The following is a 15,123-nucleotide window of genomic DNA, read 5'->3' as shown; positions in this document are numbered from 1 at the left end:
ACCTGCCCGGCGAGGGAAGCCGCGCGGTCACCGCCGGCCCTTGATGAGGTCCAGCGCCTCCGCCCGCGAGGAGGCCGAGGTCTTGAGCAACCCACGGACGGCCGACGTGGTGGTGCGCGCACCGGGCTTGCGAATGCCGCGCATCGACATGCACAGGTGCTCGGCCTCGACGATCACGATCACGCCGCGCGGCTTGAGCTTGCGGTCGAGCGCGTCGGCGATCTGCGAGGTGAGCCGCTCCTGCACCTGCGGACGCTTGGCGTAGAGGTCGACGAGCCGGGCCAGTTTGGACAGTCCCGTGACCTTGCCCTGTGAATTGGGAATGTAACCGACATGCGCGACGCCGTGGAATGGCACCAAATGGTGTTCACAGTTGTGCGTCAAATGACCGGCGATCAAAAACGTCGGGTGCGGCTCGCATTTGAAGCTGTAAACCGTGTACGGCTTGGCGCCGGTAGCCGTCACCGGTTCGACCGACTCGACCTCGACGTACTCCGACTCGATGAGGTCCGTCGCGTAGTCGTCCTGGGGGAAACCGTGGCGCCGGAACCAACTGTCCGCGATGTACAGGTGCGAGGCCCGGTCGAGTTTCGGCGTGAAACGGGCACCCACCACGGTCGCGAGATCCTCGAGAAACGCCGTGTTCCCGCTGACCACGATCTGGCCGGCACTCTGCTTGCTGCGGCAGCCGTCCCCGTCGATGTACCCGTCGAGGAAGCCGTTGAAGGTCTCCCGGTCGTTCAGCACCACCATCGGGAACCGCTGCCTCATATGGTGGGCATCGCCGCCGACGTACTGCCTCAGCAGGTCGGCGAGGTAGGACGAGACGACCCTGACCCGGAAGCCCGGGACGGGCCGCCCGAGGTAACCGGAGGGACGCTCGACCGGCTCGAGCTCGGCGTCGACACCGAAGGCGCGGTACAGCGACTCGGCGAACTTCTTCGCGTAGTCGCGGTCGTTCACGACGAGCGAGACGTACCGCTCCGCCACGGTCCCGTCAGCACACACACTGCCGACGACGTAGCCGAAGTCGTAACCGAGGGTGGGCCTCCAGCGGTCCCGGCACAGCTTCCTGGCTGACGTCCACTCGATGAACGTGCCCTCGACATCCTTGGCCTCCATCCAGCCAGCCGGCGTCGCCAGCGGATGGTCCGGGGTCACGACGAAGCTCCCACCAGAGGTCTTCACCTCGACGAGCTCGCGCGTCTGGTGCGAGCTGATCCCGACCACGGTGGTCTCCTCGACCCGGCCTCCGGCCAGGGTCCACAGCTTGTCACCGACCTCGACCTCACGAGCCTGCTTGCGCCCGCCGACCGCATTGACAGTCTGCTTGCTCGGCACACAGGTGCTGTACATCGGGATGTCGGTGACGAGCACCATTTCCTCGTGGCTCTCGTCGAAGGTCCGGTCCAGCACGTGGTCCGGGTCGTTGTAGAGCCCCGCGAACATCTCCCGGTACGCACGCGCGACACGGGCCGGCGTGTCCGTCAGCCCGTCGCGGTCCGGGTCCTCGCCGCACGCGAGCAACAACTCGCGCACCGCCTTCTCCGCACGTGCCTGATCGAACATCCGGCCCGTCGCCACGGGGGTGTCCTCGTTCAGCGCCCCGTGACCGTTGCCGCTCAACTCACTGCCGATGGTGACCGTCCTGATCGTCGGGATCGCCCTGGCGATGCTGGCCGCCCTGCGGCTGCGCCGGGTCGGGACCGTTGCCGGGCGCGGGGCGCCACGGCTGGCTGGGCCTGCTGCCACCGGGTGAGGTGGCGGGGGTCCAGCCCGGAGGCGCGCCGTAGTTCGGCGGGCCGGCGGGGTAGTCGCCGGACTGTCCGCCACCGTAGGGCTGCTGCGGCCGCGAGCCCTGGCCGTGGCCGCCGTTGTGCCTGCGGGTGCCGTTCGGGTACCCACCGCTGCCGCCACCCGGCGGCGCGTACGGGTTGTACGACGACGGCGGGTTGCTCGGCCTCGGATTGTTGTACGGCGGACCGCCGGGCAAGTCGCTGCCGCCGGGCGCGGTCGCCACGGGCGTGGGCTCGGGCTCCGGCTCCCTCTCCGGCTCCGGTTCCCGCTCCTTCTCCGGCTGCGGCGGCGGCCACGGCTCGCCCCGCTCCATCGCCAGCTCGCCCGGCGTCTTGATCGGCGGCTTGTCCGAGGGCAGCCGCTCGCCGAACTCGTTGAAGGCGGTGATGCGCGGGCGCTTCTCGACCGTCGCGAAGATGCGCTCGAGGTCCCTGCGCTGCAGGGTCTCCTTGTCCAGCAACTCGACCACCAACTCGTCGAGGACGTCGCGGTAGGTGTTGAGCACCTGCCACGCCTCGGTGTGGGCGGTCTCGATGAGCTTGCGGACCTCCTCGTCGATCTCGTGCGCGACCTCGAGGGAGTAGTCGGCCTGCCTGCCCGCCGAGCGCCCCAGGAACGGGTCGCCCTGTTCCTGGCCGTACTTGACGGCGCCGAGGCGCGGGCTCATGCCGTACTCGGTGACCATCGCCCTGGCGATCTTGGTCGCCTGCTCGATGTCGGAGACCGCACCCGTGGTGGGCTCGTGGAAGACGAGCTCCTCGGCGGTGCGCCCGCCCATCGCGAAAACGAGCCTGCCGATCATTTCGGAGCGGGTCATCAGCTCCTTGTCGTCCTCGGGGACGAGCAGCGCGTGCCCACCGGTGCGGCCACGGGGCAGGATCGTGAGCTTGTAGACCGGCTCGATGTCCGGCATCGCCCACGCCGCCAGCGCGTGCCCGCCCTCGTGGTAGGCGGTGATCTTCTTCTCCTTCTCGGAGATGATCCGGCTCTTGCGCGCGGGTCCGCCGATCACGCGGTCGACCGACTCCTCGAGCGCGGCGTCGGTGATGACGTTGCCGTTCGTCCGCGCGGTGAGCAGCGCCGCCTCGTTGATCACGTTGGCGAGGTCGGCACCGGACATGCCCACGGTGCGCTTGGCCAGCGAGCTGAGGTCGACGTTCTGCGCGAACGGCTTGCCCTTGGAGTGGACCTCCAGGATCGCCCTGCGGCCACGCAGGTCGGGCGCGGACACCGGGATCTGCCGGTCGAAGCGGCCGGGGCGCAGCAGCGCCGGGTCGAGGATGTCGGGCCGGTTGGTGGCGGCGATGAGGATGATCCCGCCGCGCGAGTCGAAGCCGTCCATCTCGACGAGCAGCTGGTTCAGCGTCTGCTCGCGCTCGTCGTGCCCACCGCCGAGGCCGGCGCCACGCTGGCGGCCGACCGCGTCGATCTCGTCGACGAAGATGATGCACGGCGCGTTCTGCTTCGCCTGCTCGAAGAGATCACGCACGCGGGAGGCGCCGACACCGACGAACATCTCGACGAAGTCGGAACCGGAGATCGTGTAGAACGGCACGCCCGCCTCACCGGCGACGGCACGCGCGAGCAGCGTCTTACCGGTGCCGGGCGGGCCGTAGAGCAGCACGCCCTTCGGGATCTTGGCGCCGAGTGCCTGGTAGCGCGCCGGGTTCTGCAGGAAGTCCTTGATCTCGTGCAGTTCCTCGACGGCCTCGTCGGCGCCGGCCACGTCGGTGAACGTGGTCTTGGGCATGTCCTTGTTGAGCTGCTTGGCCTTGGACTTGCCGAAGTTGAGGACCCGGTTACCGCCGCCCTGCGCGTTGTTCATCATCCACATCAGCAGGAGCAGCAGGATCCCGAGCGGGATCATGTAGATGAGCAGCTGCGTGAAGAACGAGTCCTGCGTGACGGTGGTGTCGAACCGGACGCCCGAGTCGCCGTTGCGCGCGTCGATCAGCCCGTTGTACAGCTGCCCCGAGGCACCCGCAGGGAACTTGGTGATGACCTGGTTGACCTGCTGGCCGTCGACCTCGATCGCGTCGGCCAGGTGCAGCTTGAGCTGCTGTTCCTTGTCCTCCAGGTTCGCTTCCGTGACGTTGCCGGACTCGATCTGCTGGACGGCCTGCGACGTGGGTACGTGTGTGTACCCGCGGTCGCTGTCGAAGATCATGCTGAAGGCGAAATAGAGCAGCAGAACCGCGACTATCCACAGCAGTGGGTTCTTGAGCAGGCGCTTGCGGTCCATTAGATCCGGCCGTGGTGGCCTCGACCCTCCCTGGCTAGGCGGTACATGTCACATCCGCCGTCACGGTGTTGACAACTGCGATGGGCACGGGGTTAGCCGTCCCACCAGGGTACCGCCCGGCCTGACGAGGCAGCCGGGCGATCCTCCAGGAGGACAACGGCCACCAGCGACCCGATGTTCCCACCGGCTGACACGCAACTCAATGCGCGGACGCGAACGGAGCCGTCACCCCTACCGCGAGACGGTCGCCACCATCTCGCCGAGCCGGGTACGCAGGGTCTTCGCGTCGGCGGGCGACACCGTCACCCACTCCCTGCCGTCGGTGCCGGCGCGGGAGAGGCTGAGGTAGCGGCCCGTACCCGTGTCGAACCACGCGAGCACCGCCGAACGACGCTTTCCGCCCAGGTCGTCGCGGCTGTTGGCGGCGAGCTGACCTCCACGCGACCTCGGCTGCGCGATCAGCTGGGCGTACGCCTGACGGGGGTCGGTGGTCCGCTCTGACAGGCCCGTGCGCCTGCGTGCGCCACCTCTCTCGGCCGACGCCGACGTACCCGCCACGACACCGGAGCGAGCGGGTTGTGTGCGCAGCGCCTCGTCGATGGGGAGCGTGATGGACGCCTCGCTGCCGCGCGGCGCTGGGGGGAGCAGCTCGACCACCGCGGACGCGAGGCCCTCCGGGTAGATCGGGCGCAGCCAGATACCGCTCGCGTCCTGGATCGCCAGCACCGCCTGCCTGCCGTCCGAGGCGGCGAGCGCCCCGACCGGCGGGGCCTGGAACTCGGGAATGAACAGCGCGTCGATGCTGGTCGACGGCCGCGCGAGCAGCGCGAGCCACTCCTCGACCGGCGAGTCCTGGATGCCGCGGGCGGCGAACTCGGCGTCGACGCGCCTGCGCAGCTCCCTGCGCTCCATTTCGGTACGGCCGTGCGAGCGGACCCGCAGCGGGTAAGGCAGCTCACCGATGCCGGCCGACTCCCAGAGGAAGTCGAAGGCGACCGGCGTGAAGAACTCCTGCGTGGGCACGATCCTCCCCATGTCAGCCACGGTTCGCTGGGAAGACTAGCTGACGGGGTCGGGCTCAGAGCGGTGCCGCGGTGGAGCTCACCGCCCCGGCCAGCATCTCGGAGAGCCGGTGCCGCAGGGTCGCGGCGTCGGCGGGCGCGATCGTGATCCAGTCGCGACCGTCCCGGCCCCGTGTCGCCTGTGTGAAGTACCGCCCGGTCTCGGTGTCGAACCAGCTCAGCACTGGCATCCGGCTCTTGCTGCCGGTGCGGCTGCGCGCGTTGGCACCGATCTGCCCACCGCGCTGGCGCGGCTGCGCGTGCAGCCGGGCCAGCGCCTTGCGGTCCTCGTCCACGCTCGCGCGTCCTCCGTCGGGAGAGGGCGCCCTGCGCTGCATGAAGTCGACACCAGGCCCGGACAGCAGCTGCTCGAGCGGGACCGTGATCGACTTCTCCTTGCCACGCGGGGCGGCGGGCAGCAGGCCGACGATCGCGCTCGCGAGCCCGTCCGAGGGCACCCGGTCGACGAAGAACCCCTGCGGATCCCTGATCAGCATGGTGCCCTGCGAGCCCAGCGCGGCGACGACGGCCAGTTGCGGCTCGGCGCTCGGCGCGCTGATCTGCACGGAGTCCAGGCTCACGTCGGAGCCGGCGATCACCCCGAGCAGGTCCTCGATGTGCGGCTGCGGCCTGCCCTGGTCGTCGACGATGCCGCGCCGCGCCAGCTCGGCGAGCACCTGCTGGCGCAGCGTGGCGCGCTCCTCCATCGTCTCGCCGTGGGAGCGGACCTGGAGTGGGTAGGGCAGTTCACCGATGCCGGCGGACTCCCACAGGAAGTCGAACTCCAGCGGAGTGAGCCGCACCGACACCGCCTACCGCTCCTCGTCGTCGTCGGGTCCCCAGGCGCCGAGCACCGGCGGCGGCGTGGCCTGCGTGGCGCCGAAGGTCTCGTCGGGGTCCGCCTCGATGAGGAAGGAGGCGTGCGTGTGCTCCTTGTCCTCCTCCTGCTGCGCGGCACCAGCACCCATACCGCCCATGCCCCCCATCGGGGCGGCGGGCGGCGTGGCGGCACCGCCGATGGTGCCCGCCGGGTTCACGACACCCTGCTGCTGCGGCGCGACCGAGGCGGCGCTGCCTGCCTGCTGGCTGTTGCCCGAGGCCGTGGTGTCGGTGGACGACTGCTTGGTGCTGCCACTGCGGCTGCCCTTGGCCAGAGAGCGGGCCCCCGCGTAGCCGAGAGCGCCACCGGCGACCGCGCCGCCGAGCGCGGCGAGGTTCGGACCGCCGCTGGACGCCGGGGGTGCGGCGGGAACGGAGCCCGCCCCGGTGCCCGTGCCCGCGCCCGGTCCCGGAGCCGGTGCGGCCGCGGCGGGCGCCTGCGGCGGCGCCTGGTGCGGACCACCGGTGAAGCCGGAGGCGGCGACGCCGTTGTCCGCGCCCTGGGTGACGATGGGCGGGGTTGCGCCGAGGCCGGCGAGCATTGCGCCGGGAGCACCCGCGCCGGGGCCCCCGTAGCCGCCGACGCCGCCGACCGGGCCCGCGTACGAGCCGGGCGTGCCCGCCAGCGGCTTGAGGCCGAGCGACTCGGGCCCGAAGCTCGGGGTCGTGCCGTCGATCTCCGACATCGCCGTGGTGTAGGCCTCCAGGTACGCGACCTGCTGGGCCTTCACGTCGTTGGCGGCGTCGAACTGCGGCTTCATGTCCTTGACCATCGCGGCGGGCCCACCCGCCAGCATGGCCGCGGTCTGCTGACCGGGGTCGAACTCGACCGGCTGCGGCATCTTCTTCAGCTCGGCGGCGGCCGCGGCCTGCTGCGCGAGCCGCGAGCTCATCGTGTTGGCCGCCTCGGAGGCCTGCGCGCTGGAGTTGGCGATGCCGACGAGGGCGCCCTGCGCCGCACCGGCACCCTGGCCGATCCACGCGGCACCGAGTTCGGAGATCGCGTTGTAGAGATCCTCGGAGGCCCTGCTGAGGCTCGCGCTGTGGTTCGACCACGAATGGCCGAGTTCCTCGGCCGTGCCCGGCTCGTTGTTGACCGTGGCGAAGTTGTAGAGCTGCTGGCTCTCCTGCGCGTGCCAGTTCGGCCGGTCGCCGATCGCGCGGTCGTCGCCGTATGCGAAGCCGTCGGCACGGCCCCTCGCCTGCTGGACGATGTCCGCGACCTCGGAGTTGTCCCCCAGCGGAACCGTGGAGCCCGGTTGCGGCTGACCGGAGTTCTCGAATGCCATGTCTTCGCTCCCCCTGGATTACGCCTGACCGCGGAACGGGTCGGCGCCGGCCTCGTCGATCTCGTGGTAACGGCTCATCGCCGTGAGGATGGCCTGCTCGGCCTGCTCGTACTGGGTGTAGAGGTTCTGCAGCGCCTGCGCGTACGAGTCGCCGCCCCCGTCGGCGCGCTCGGAGAACTTCGCGGCGATGGCGTTGCCCACCGGGTTGGCTCCCAGCTTGGGCTGCGTCGCGAGCGCTCCCGCGTTCGCCAGCAGCGCCTCGACCTCGTCCTTGCCGGTGCGGATCTTGTTCAACACACCCTGTGCGGCGTCGGGATCGACGCCGACCTGACCGGTCGCGGCCGCGGCCCGGAACGCGGCGGCATCCGCGTAGCTGCTGTTCCCCATCTTTTCCGCTCTCTCCTGTCCCCAGCACAGCCAGAAAAACGCCTGTGATCTTCGCTTAGGTTAACGCAACAGCTGTGCCCGTATGACGCGTTCTCGGTGCTCAGGGTTCCGCATCACTGATGGTGACGCAATGCGTTCACCTGCGACTACGAGGAGTAAACCTTCGGATCCAACGTCCCGATGAACGGCAGGTCGCGGTAACGCTCCGCGTAGTCGAGCCCGTACCCGATCACGAATTCGTTCGGGATGTCGAAACCGATGTAGCGCACGGGGACATCCACCTGCACGGCCTCGCGCTTGCGCAGCAGCGAGACCACGTTGAGCGATGCCGGGTTGCGGGCGCTCAGGTTCTTGAGCAGCCACGACAAGGTCAGTCCCGAGTCGACGATGTCCTCGACGATCAGCACGTCCCTGCCCGCGATGTCGCGGTCGAGGTCCTTGAGGATCCGCACGACGCCCGACGAGGAGGTGGCCGAGCCGTACGACGAGACGGCCATGAACTCCATCTGCGCCGGAATGGGCAGCGCCCTTGCGAAGTCGGTCATGAACATGACCGCGCCCTTCAACACGCCGACCAGCACGAGGTCCGCCCCCCGGCCTTCCTGCGGGTAGTCGGCAGCGACCTTCTCGGCCAGCTCCGCGATCTTGTCTTTGATCTCTTGCTCGGTGATGAGCACGGAGGCGATGTCGCCTTCGTACACGGGCCAGTCCCCTCTTGTGGTGGGTTCGGGAGCCTTCACGCTTCCACGCAGAGCTTTCCACGTGATCTGCGCGCTTCAAAATTGCCGGGTAGCCACACGCCTCCCTGCCCCCGCCATTCACCGACGAGCGCGTCGACCGAACGCAGGTGGGCGTCGGTCAGCTCACGCACGCCGGCGTCGAGAAGCCACGTGCGCAGTGCACGCCGCCGCAGTGCCGCCTGCGCCTGCGCGAGCACGCCCACGTCGAGCGTCGCCCCGTCGCGCGCCCGCTCCAGCAGCTCCGCGGCGAGGCCGTCGAGGGCATCGCTGTCCTCCCGCAACTGCGCCGCGGTGCGGGCGAGCGCGGCGGCGACACCTCCGTTGAGGACGTCCTCCAGCAGGGGCAGCACCTCGCGCCGCAGCCGCACCCGCGTGTAGCGGGGGTCGGCGTTGTGCGGGTCGGTCCACGGCTCGACGCCGAGCTCGGCACACGCGCGGGCGGTGGCCGACCTCGGCAGCGCGAGCAGCGGCCGACCCCACGGCGGGTCGAGCGGTCGCATCCCGGCGACCGATCTCGGCCCCGAGCCCCGGCCCAGCCCGAGTAGCACGGTCTCGGCCTGGTCGTCGCGGGTGTGGCCGAGCAACACGAGCCCGCCCTCCTCCGGCAGGGCGCGGCGCAGTGCCGAGTAGCGCGCGGTGCGGGCGGCCGCCTCGAGCCCGCCGGGACCGGACACGGTCACGGTGAGCACCCTCGCCTCGTCGGCGCCGAGCTTGCGCGCGGTGGCGGCGGCCGTCGCGGCGACCTCGGCGGAGCCGTCCTGCAGCCGGTGGTCGACGACGAGTGCGGTCAGGCGCAGCCCGGCCCGGTGCGCCGCCCGCGCGGCGGCGTCGGTGAGCGCGAGCGAGTCGGCTCCGCCCGAAACCGCGACGAACAGCTCTCCGCCCGCGACCAGGTACTCGTGGCGGGCCAGAAAGTCCCGCACGGCCCTGCGGACGGCGCTCAGCGCATCCGGCGAACCCACGCCTGCGGATCCCTGATCTCGGCCCGGGTCGGCAGGGTGACGGGCGAGCGCCACACGGCGTTGAAACCCTCCATGCCGACCTCGTCGATCACGTGCTTCGTGAACTTCGCGCCCAGCGCGTACTGCCGGATCTTCGCGTCGACGCCGAGCAGGCTGCGCAGCAGCCGGTCGAGCAGGCCGCCGCCCTTGCGGCGCTCGGTGAACCGGCGGCGGATCGTCGCGACGCTGGGGACCACATCGGGGCCCACGGCGTCCATCACGTAGTCGGCGTGGCCCTCCAGCAGAGTGGAGAGCGCCAGCAGCTTGTCGAAGACGGCCCGCTGCTGCGGCGACTGCAGCAGCTCGGCGAGGCCCATCGAGCCGTCCGACTTGGCACGCCGCGCCTCCTTGAGCGTCTCGGGCAACCTGCTGAGGACGGTGCCGAGGCCGTCGCTGTCGGCGAGCCCGCCGACGAGCGCCGCCACCTCGTCGGCGAAGTAGTCGCGCAGCCACGGGACCGCGGTGAACTGCAGCCGGTGAGTGCACTCGTGCAGGCACACCCACAGCCGGAAGTCGCGTCCGGACACGCCCATCGCGCGCTGCGCGGTGACGACGTTGGGGGCGACCAGCAGGAGCCTGCCCTCCTTGTCCTCGCCGCCGAACGGGTCGTACTGCCCGAGCACGCGGGCGCCGAGGAACGCCAGCACCACACCGGTCTGGAGGCCGGCGCCGCCCGCGACGAGCGGCGTCAACGGGCCACCCGGTCCGCTCGGCAGTGCGCGGCTGGTGAGCTCGTCGAGCCCGGCCGCGGCGGCGCGCACCCAGCCCGGCCGGTCGACGACGTCACCGGGCAGCAGCGGCAGCCCCGCGCCGAGGCCGGTCAGGTCGCGGACGTGCCGCTCCGCGTCGACGGTCAGCTCGCGCAGCTCGGTGACCGCGCGCTCGGCCTCCTCCCTCGGCACGACGGGACCACCACGCACGAGGTAGGCGCCGGCCGAAGCGGCCACGGACCAGTCGACCAGCGGATTCGCCTGCGACTGCTGGTTCACCGTGTTCACGTTCCCGACGCTACCCGTTCGTCAGCCGCAGCCACACCCGCGCAGAGTCGCCGTGATCGCGTCCAGCCCCGCCCGTCCGGCCTCGGTCTGCGAGCCCACGGTCATGAGCGCGAACACCAGCACCCGCCCGTCGGTGTCGAGCACGAGTCCGGCGAGGGAGTTGATGCCGTCGGAGGGGATCGTGCCGGTCTTGCCGCGGACCCATCCCTTGCCCTCGGCGGCGGCGCCCTCGGTGTAGCGCTCGGCCAGCGTGCCGCTGCCACCGGCGACGGGGAGGCCGCCGAGCAGCGGGCGCAGCTTCGCGGTGCGCGGGTCGCCCTTGCCGTCCGGTGCGGCCGCGACCGAGAGCAGCTCGCCGAGCAGCTTCGCGGGGACCTTGTTGCGCAGGGACAATCCACTGCCGTCGCTCAGCTCGACTCCGGTGACGTCGAACCCGTTGCGGGAGAGCACGTCGAGCGTCGCCTGCGCGCCGCCGGTGAACGACGGCTCGGCGCCCTCTGCGATCGCGACGTGCCGCGCGATCACGTCGGCGAGGAGGTTGTCGGAGATCGACAGGGCGGTGTCGACGAGCTCGGTCAGCGGCGCTGACTTCACCTCGCCGAGCACGCGGGCACCCTGCGGCGCCGTGGTGGCCGGGGTGCTCGCGACCTGCGCGCCGAGCCTGCTCGCGAGTTCACCGGCGAGCTGTTCGGCGGGCCTGCCGGTGCGCATCGACCCGTCGTCGTCGGGCACGCTGCGTCCGCCGTCGAGCATGGCGGGCTCGACGGGAGCCATGTACGTGGACGGCGCGTCCTCTGGCGCCCAGCCCTCCGCCGACGTGGGCCCGGTGAACGCGCTGAGGTCGAGCTGGACCTGGCTGACGTCGCCGCCGGTGGCCTCCTTCACCTGGGCGACGAGGTCGTCGAGGTGCGCTGCGCCCCGGTAGACCGACTCCTGCCCGTCTGGCAGCGAGGAGAGGGTGATGTCACCGCCTGCGACCAGCACGACGCTGCCCGGCTGGGAGCCCTCGACGACCTTGGTCGAGAACTGGGTGCCGTGATCGAGGGCCAGCAGCGCGGCCGCGGCGGTGAGGACCTTGGTGGTGGACGCGGGCGTGATCGGCTGTCCCGCGTTCTTCTCCCACAGCGTCGTGCCGCTGACCGGGTCGATCACCGTGCCGGTGAGCGTGCCGAGCGCCGGGTTGCTCACGGCCCCGGAAATGGCCTGCGAGACCCCTGCGGGGGTCGGCGCGGGACCCGAGGTCGACGGGCCCGCGAGGTCGCGGCTGACGGCGATCGGCCGCGGCGGGTCGCCCTTCGGCGCGTTCGGAGCCCACGGCAGGCCGAGGCGGTTGGAGACATAGGGCAACGCCGCGGCGACGCCCAGCGCCACCACGAGCACCACGGCCGCACCGGCTATCCACCACGCGCGGCGCCTGCGCTTGGGCGGGCCCTCGGCTGCCGGCTCCCGCTGCGGCTCCCCGGCCTCGGCTTTCGTCTCGGCGGGGTGCTGCTGCCCGGTCGGCTCGATCCGCATGGGCACGGCGTGAGCGTTCGCGGGCTTGATCTCGATGCGCCCGGGGGCCTGCGCCGGCTGTGCCTGCTGTTGTTGTTGCTGCGGTCGCGGATCCGGAGCCGGAGGTGGTGGCGCCTGCTGAGGTCGTGGCGGAGGTTGTGCGTGGGGTTGGGGCTGGGGTCGGGCCTGCGGGCGTGGCGGCTGCTGCGGCCGGGGCACCGGCGCAGCGGGGGGCTTGGGCACGAAGACCGTGGGCTGCTCCGGCAGGCTCGCGTTCGGCATCGGCAGCTCGTGGGTTCTGCCCTCCGGCTCGTTCTCGCCTGCCGTGTCGTGGTCGGCCGACGGCCACGCGGGCTCTGGCGTCTCGTCCGTGCCGGGCACACACCCCTCCTCGCCGCCTTCGACGGGGCCAACGTCACACTTGCGGCCAGCAGTGCGGCACCCGTCCGATCCGTGGTCCACACTAGTGAGGACGGTAACTGGACAATGTGAGCCGCCCGGACGCGGCACGCAGGCGACGAGGCAGCGAGGACGGCGTGGAATTCGACGTCACGATCGAGATCCCCAAGGGGGAGCGCAACAAGTACGAGGTGGACCACAAGACGGGGCGCATCAAGCTCGACCGCACCCTGTTCACGGCCACCCAGTACCCGGCCGACTACGGCTTCATCGACGACACGCTCGGCCAGGACGGTGACCCCCTGGATGTGCTGGTGCTGGTGCAGGAGCCCACATTCCCGGGCTGCCTGATCCGGTGCCGCGCCATCGGGATGTTCCGCATGCGTGACGAGAAGGGCCCGGACGACAAGGTCCTCGCGGTGCCCTCCGACGACCCCCGCCTGGAGCACCTGCGCGACATCCACCACCTGAACGAGTTCCACAAGCTCGAGATCGAGCATTTCTTCCAGGTGTACAAGGACCTCGAGCCCGCCAAGAGCGTGGAAGGCTCCACGTGGGTCAGCCGCGTCGACGCGGAGACCGAGATCAAGCGCTCCTACGAGCGTGAGGCCGAGCGCCGCGAGAAGCAGGCCGCCGACGACGGCGAGCACTGATCTCCAAGGCACTTCCGAACGCCCCGTGGCCGGCAGGCCACGGGGCGTTCGGCGTACTCAGGCCCGGTAGCCAGGGATCGGGAACGCCGAGAGCAGCTCGCGGACCTCGGCGGAGATCTTCTGCAGCGCCGCCGTGTCCTCTGCGACGGCAGCGGTGATGGTGCGGTCGATCCACTCGGCGATCAGCGGCTGGTGCTCCGGCTTCAGCCCGCGGGTGGTGATCGCGGCCGTGCCGAGGCGGATGCCGGACGGGTCGAACGGCTTGCGCGGGTCGAACGGCACGGTGTTGTAGTTCAGCTCGATGCCTGCCTCGTCCAGCGCCCTCGCGGCCGGCTTGCCGCCGATCTGCTTGTTGGTGAGGTCCACCAGCAGCAGGTGGTTGTCGGTGCCACCGGAGACGAGGTCGTAGCCGCGCTCGATGAGGGCCTCTGCGAGCGCACTGGCGTTGGCGACGATCGCGTGGGCGTAGTCGCGGAAGCCGGGCTTCGCGGCCTCGCCGAGCGCGACGGCGATCGCGGCCGTGGTGTGGTTGTGCGGACCGCCCTGCAGGCCGGGGAACACGGCCTTGTCGACGGCCTTGGCGTGCTCGGTGTCGGAGAGGATCATCGCGCCGCGCGGACCGCGCAACGTCTTGTGCGTGGTGGTGGTGATCACCTGGGCGTGGCCGACGGGCGACGGGTGCGCGCCACCTGCGACGAGACCCGCGATGTGCGCAATGTCGGCCACGAGCACCGCGTCGACCTCGCGGGCGATCTCGGCGAACGCGGGGAAGTCGATGGTGCGCGGGATGGCCGTGCCGCCCGCGAAGATCAGCTTGGGCCGGTGCTCGCGGGCGAGGTCGCGCACCTGGTCGAGGTCGACCCTGCCGGTCTCCTTGCGCACGCCGTAGCGCACCGCGTTGAACCACTTGCCCGTGGCGGAGACCGACCAGCCGTGGGTGAGGTGACCGCCGTCGGGCAGCGCCATGCCGAGCACCGTGTCGCCGGGCTTCGCGAACGCGAGGTAGGCGGCGAGGTTGGCAGGGGAGCCGGAGTAGGGCTGCACGTTGGCGTGCTCGACGCCGAACACCGCCTTGGCGCGCTCGATGGCGAGCAGCTCGACGGGATCGATCAGCTGCTGGCCCTCGTAGTAGCGCTTGCCCGCGTAGCCTTCGGAGTACTTGTTGGTGAGCACCGTGCCGGTGGCCTCGAGCACCGCCTGCGACACATAGTTCTCCGACGCGATGAGACGGATCTTGTCGTGCTGACGAGCGGCCTCCGCCTCGATCAACCCGGCGATCTCGGGGTCGGCGGAGGACAACGTTGGAATCGCTGGCTGATGCGTCATGTCACGGACTCCTGGCATGCGTAGGGCGGTGCGGACACCCAGGCGCGCGGTGCCGGCCCTGTTTCGCTCCCCGGTGGTGCTCCACCTCGATGGCGCCAGTCGCTACTGCGCCCTCGATGGTAGTGGACGCGGGGCCCATTCCCGCAGTGCAGCGAGGGAGACCACGTACAGCACGACGGCGTTCAGCAGGTGCCACAGGAAGTGGGTGCCGGGCGGGAAACCGCCGCACACGGAGTGGTCCGCGGAGCGCAGCGACAGCGAGACGCCGAAGAGCCCACCGGTCAGCGCGAACCTCGGCCAGTATCGGCGCACGCGCCGGCTCCGCGCCGTGGCGAGCAGCGCGGCGAGTCCGAAGAGGCCGAGCAGCGGGGCGACGTAGCTCGCGCCGTCGAAGTCCAGCGGCGCGAGCGCGGCGGTGACGACCACGGTGAGGGCGAGGAAAACCGGCGCCGCGAGCCACGCCCTCGCCCAGCGGACGCCGAGGAAGACGTGGGTGAAGACCACCGTGTAGGCGAGCACGAACACGAGGATGAAGAACGTGTCGGCGGCGCCGGCCCAGCGCGTCGCGAGAGCGTGGAAGGCCGTGCTGGCCAGGAAGATCAGGCCGAGCAGCACCGCGAGCACCCTCGGCCCGGTCGCGCCGCGCGCCTGCCGCCACACAGCCACGGCGGCGGCCAGGAACGCCAGGTTGCTCACGGTGTTGAGCGGCTCGCCCCACAGCCCGGGACCGAGCCGCTCGCAGTAGCCGTCGACGTACGCGCCCCAGTCCACGCCGCCGGTCTACCAGCCGAGGTGGTCTACCGGGTGACGCGCACCCCAACGCCAGGTGCCGACTGCCCCCAAGGCCGACCCTTGAC

Annotated in this window: 12 protein-coding genes, 2 pseudogenes and 1 riboswitch; of the genes and pseudogenes, 1 reads left to right on the top strand and 13 read right to left on the bottom strand. The window is 71.0% G+C overall.

The genetic code is table 11. From position 1 onward, the window contains the following. Nucleotides 1–27 precede the first annotated feature (27 nt). The 11 genes and pseudogenes from folE to dacB form a co-directional block, all read right to left on the bottom strand. Nucleotides 28–372: pseudogene (gene folE / locus FCN18_RS18280) on the bottom strand (GTP cyclohydrolase I); the annotation flags it as partial. 969 nt (nt 373–1,341) lie between these two features. After that, nucleotides 1,342–1,569 (bottom strand): annotated as a pseudogene (locus FCN18_RS18270) (GTP cyclohydrolase I); the annotation flags it as partial. Between the two features lie 58 nt (nt 1,570–1,627). Further along, a complete protein-coding gene (ftsH, locus tag FCN18_RS18265; protein ID WP_137095683.1) occupies nt 1,628–4,039 on the bottom strand; it encodes an ATP-dependent zinc metalloprotease FtsH in 2,412 nt (803 codons plus the stop codon). A gap of 231 nt (nt 4,040–4,270) precedes the next feature. Next, nucleotides 4,271–5,062 carry an ESX secretion-associated protein EspG gene (locus FCN18_RS18260; RefSeq protein WP_113641316.1) on the bottom strand — a complete coding sequence of 264 codons (792 nt, stop codon included), beginning with the start codon at nt 5,060–5,062 and terminating at the stop codon, nt 4,271–4,273. Between the two features lie 55 nt (nt 5,063–5,117). Then, a complete protein-coding gene (locus FCN18_RS18255) occupies nt 5,118–5,909 on the bottom strand; it encodes an ESX secretion-associated protein EspG (RefSeq protein WP_113641243.1) in 792 nt (263 codons plus the stop codon). A gap of 3 nt (nt 5,910–5,912) precedes the next feature. Beyond that, nucleotides 5,913–7,268, bottom strand: a complete 1,356-nt coding sequence (locus FCN18_RS18250) for a hypothetical protein (RefSeq protein ID WP_137095682.1) — start codon at nt 7,266–7,268, stop codon at nt 5,913–5,915. 18 nt (nt 7,269–7,286) lie between these two features. Beyond that, complete coding sequence (locus FCN18_RS18245; RefSeq protein ID WP_112264900.1) at nt 7,287–7,655, bottom strand: hypothetical protein; 369 nt, start codon at nt 7,653–7,655, stop codon at nt 7,287–7,289. 146 nt (nt 7,656–7,801) lie between these two features. After that, nucleotides 7,802–8,356, bottom strand: coding sequence for a hypoxanthine phosphoribosyltransferase (hpt, locus tag FCN18_RS18240; protein ID WP_110343857.1), 555 nt, complete (start codon nt 8,354–8,356; stop codon nt 7,802–7,804). Between the two features lie 35 nt (nt 8,357–8,391). After that, nucleotides 8,392–9,357, bottom strand: a complete 966-nt coding sequence (gene tilS, locus FCN18_RS18235) for a tRNA lysidine(34) synthetase TilS (RefSeq protein ID WP_112264902.1) — start codon at nt 9,355–9,357, stop codon at nt 8,392–8,394. Next, nucleotides 9,336–10,394: a zinc-dependent metalloprotease gene (locus FCN18_RS18230; protein ID WP_137095681.1), complete on the bottom strand. Its 1,059-nt coding sequence runs from the start codon at nt 10,392–10,394 to the stop codon at nt 9,336–9,338. Before FCN18_RS18230 ends, tilS begins: the two co-directional genes overlap by 22 nt. A gap of 21 nt (nt 10,395–10,415) precedes the next feature. Next, nucleotides 10,416–12,269: a D-alanyl-D-alanine carboxypeptidase/D-alanyl-D-alanine endopeptidase gene (gene dacB / locus FCN18_RS18225; RefSeq protein ID WP_228714030.1), complete on the bottom strand. Its 1,854-nt coding sequence runs from the start codon at nt 12,267–12,269 to the stop codon at nt 10,416–10,418. A 155-nt stretch (nt 12,270–12,424) separates the two neighbouring features. Between dacB and FCN18_RS18220 the strand changes: the two genes are divergently transcribed. Beyond that, nucleotides 12,425–12,940: an inorganic diphosphatase gene (locus FCN18_RS18220; RefSeq protein WP_112264904.1), complete on the top strand. Its 516-nt coding sequence runs from the start codon at nt 12,425–12,427 to the stop codon at nt 12,938–12,940. Nucleotides 12,941–12,997: 57 nt separating this feature from the next. On the opposite strand, the gene FCN18_RS18215 is transcribed toward FCN18_RS18220, so the two are convergent. Next, nucleotides 12,998–14,266: a serine hydroxymethyltransferase gene (locus tag FCN18_RS18215; protein ID WP_137095680.1), complete on the bottom strand. Its 1,269-nt coding sequence runs from the start codon at nt 14,264–14,266 to the stop codon at nt 12,998–13,000. Nucleotides 14,267–14,295: 29 nt separating this feature from the next. After that, a riboswitch (ZMP/ZTP riboswitch) is annotated at nt 14,296–14,371 on the bottom strand. Further along, the gene (locus FCN18_RS18210) at nt 14,369–15,037 is read right to left on the bottom strand and encodes a hypothetical protein (RefSeq protein WP_137095679.1); all 669 of its coding nucleotides are present in this window, start codon (nt 15,035–15,037) and stop codon (nt 14,369–14,371) included. Its footprint overlaps the riboswitch before it by 3 nt. Nucleotides 15,038–15,123 lie beyond the last annotated feature (86 nt).

This window comes from Prauserella endophytica (assembly GCF_005146945.1).
GTDB classification, from domain to species: Bacteria; Actinomycetota; Actinomycetes; order Mycobacteriales; family Pseudonocardiaceae; genus Prauserella_A; species Prauserella_A endophytica.
The sequence above is the reverse complement of the archived record's forward strand: the minus strand, read 5'-3'. Positions and strand labels throughout refer to the sequence as shown.

Excerpts from the sequence above, each read along its gene's own strand:
- FCN18_RS18215 (WP_137095680.1), bottom strand. The coding sequence starts at position 14,266 with ATGACGCATCAGCCAGCGATTCCAACGTTGTCCTCCGCCGACCCCGAG.
- FCN18_RS18250 (WP_137095682.1), bottom strand. The coding sequence starts at position 7,268 with ATGGCATTCGAGAACTCCGGTCAGCCGCAACCGGGCTCCACGGTTCCG.
- ftsH (WP_137095683.1), bottom strand. The coding sequence starts at position 4,039 with ATGGACCGCAAGCGCCTGCTCAAGAACCCACTGCTGTGGATAGTCGCG.
- FCN18_RS18245 (WP_112264900.1), bottom strand. The coding sequence starts at position 7,655 with ATGGGGAACAGCAGCTACGCGGATGCCGCCGCGTTCCGGGCCGCGGCC.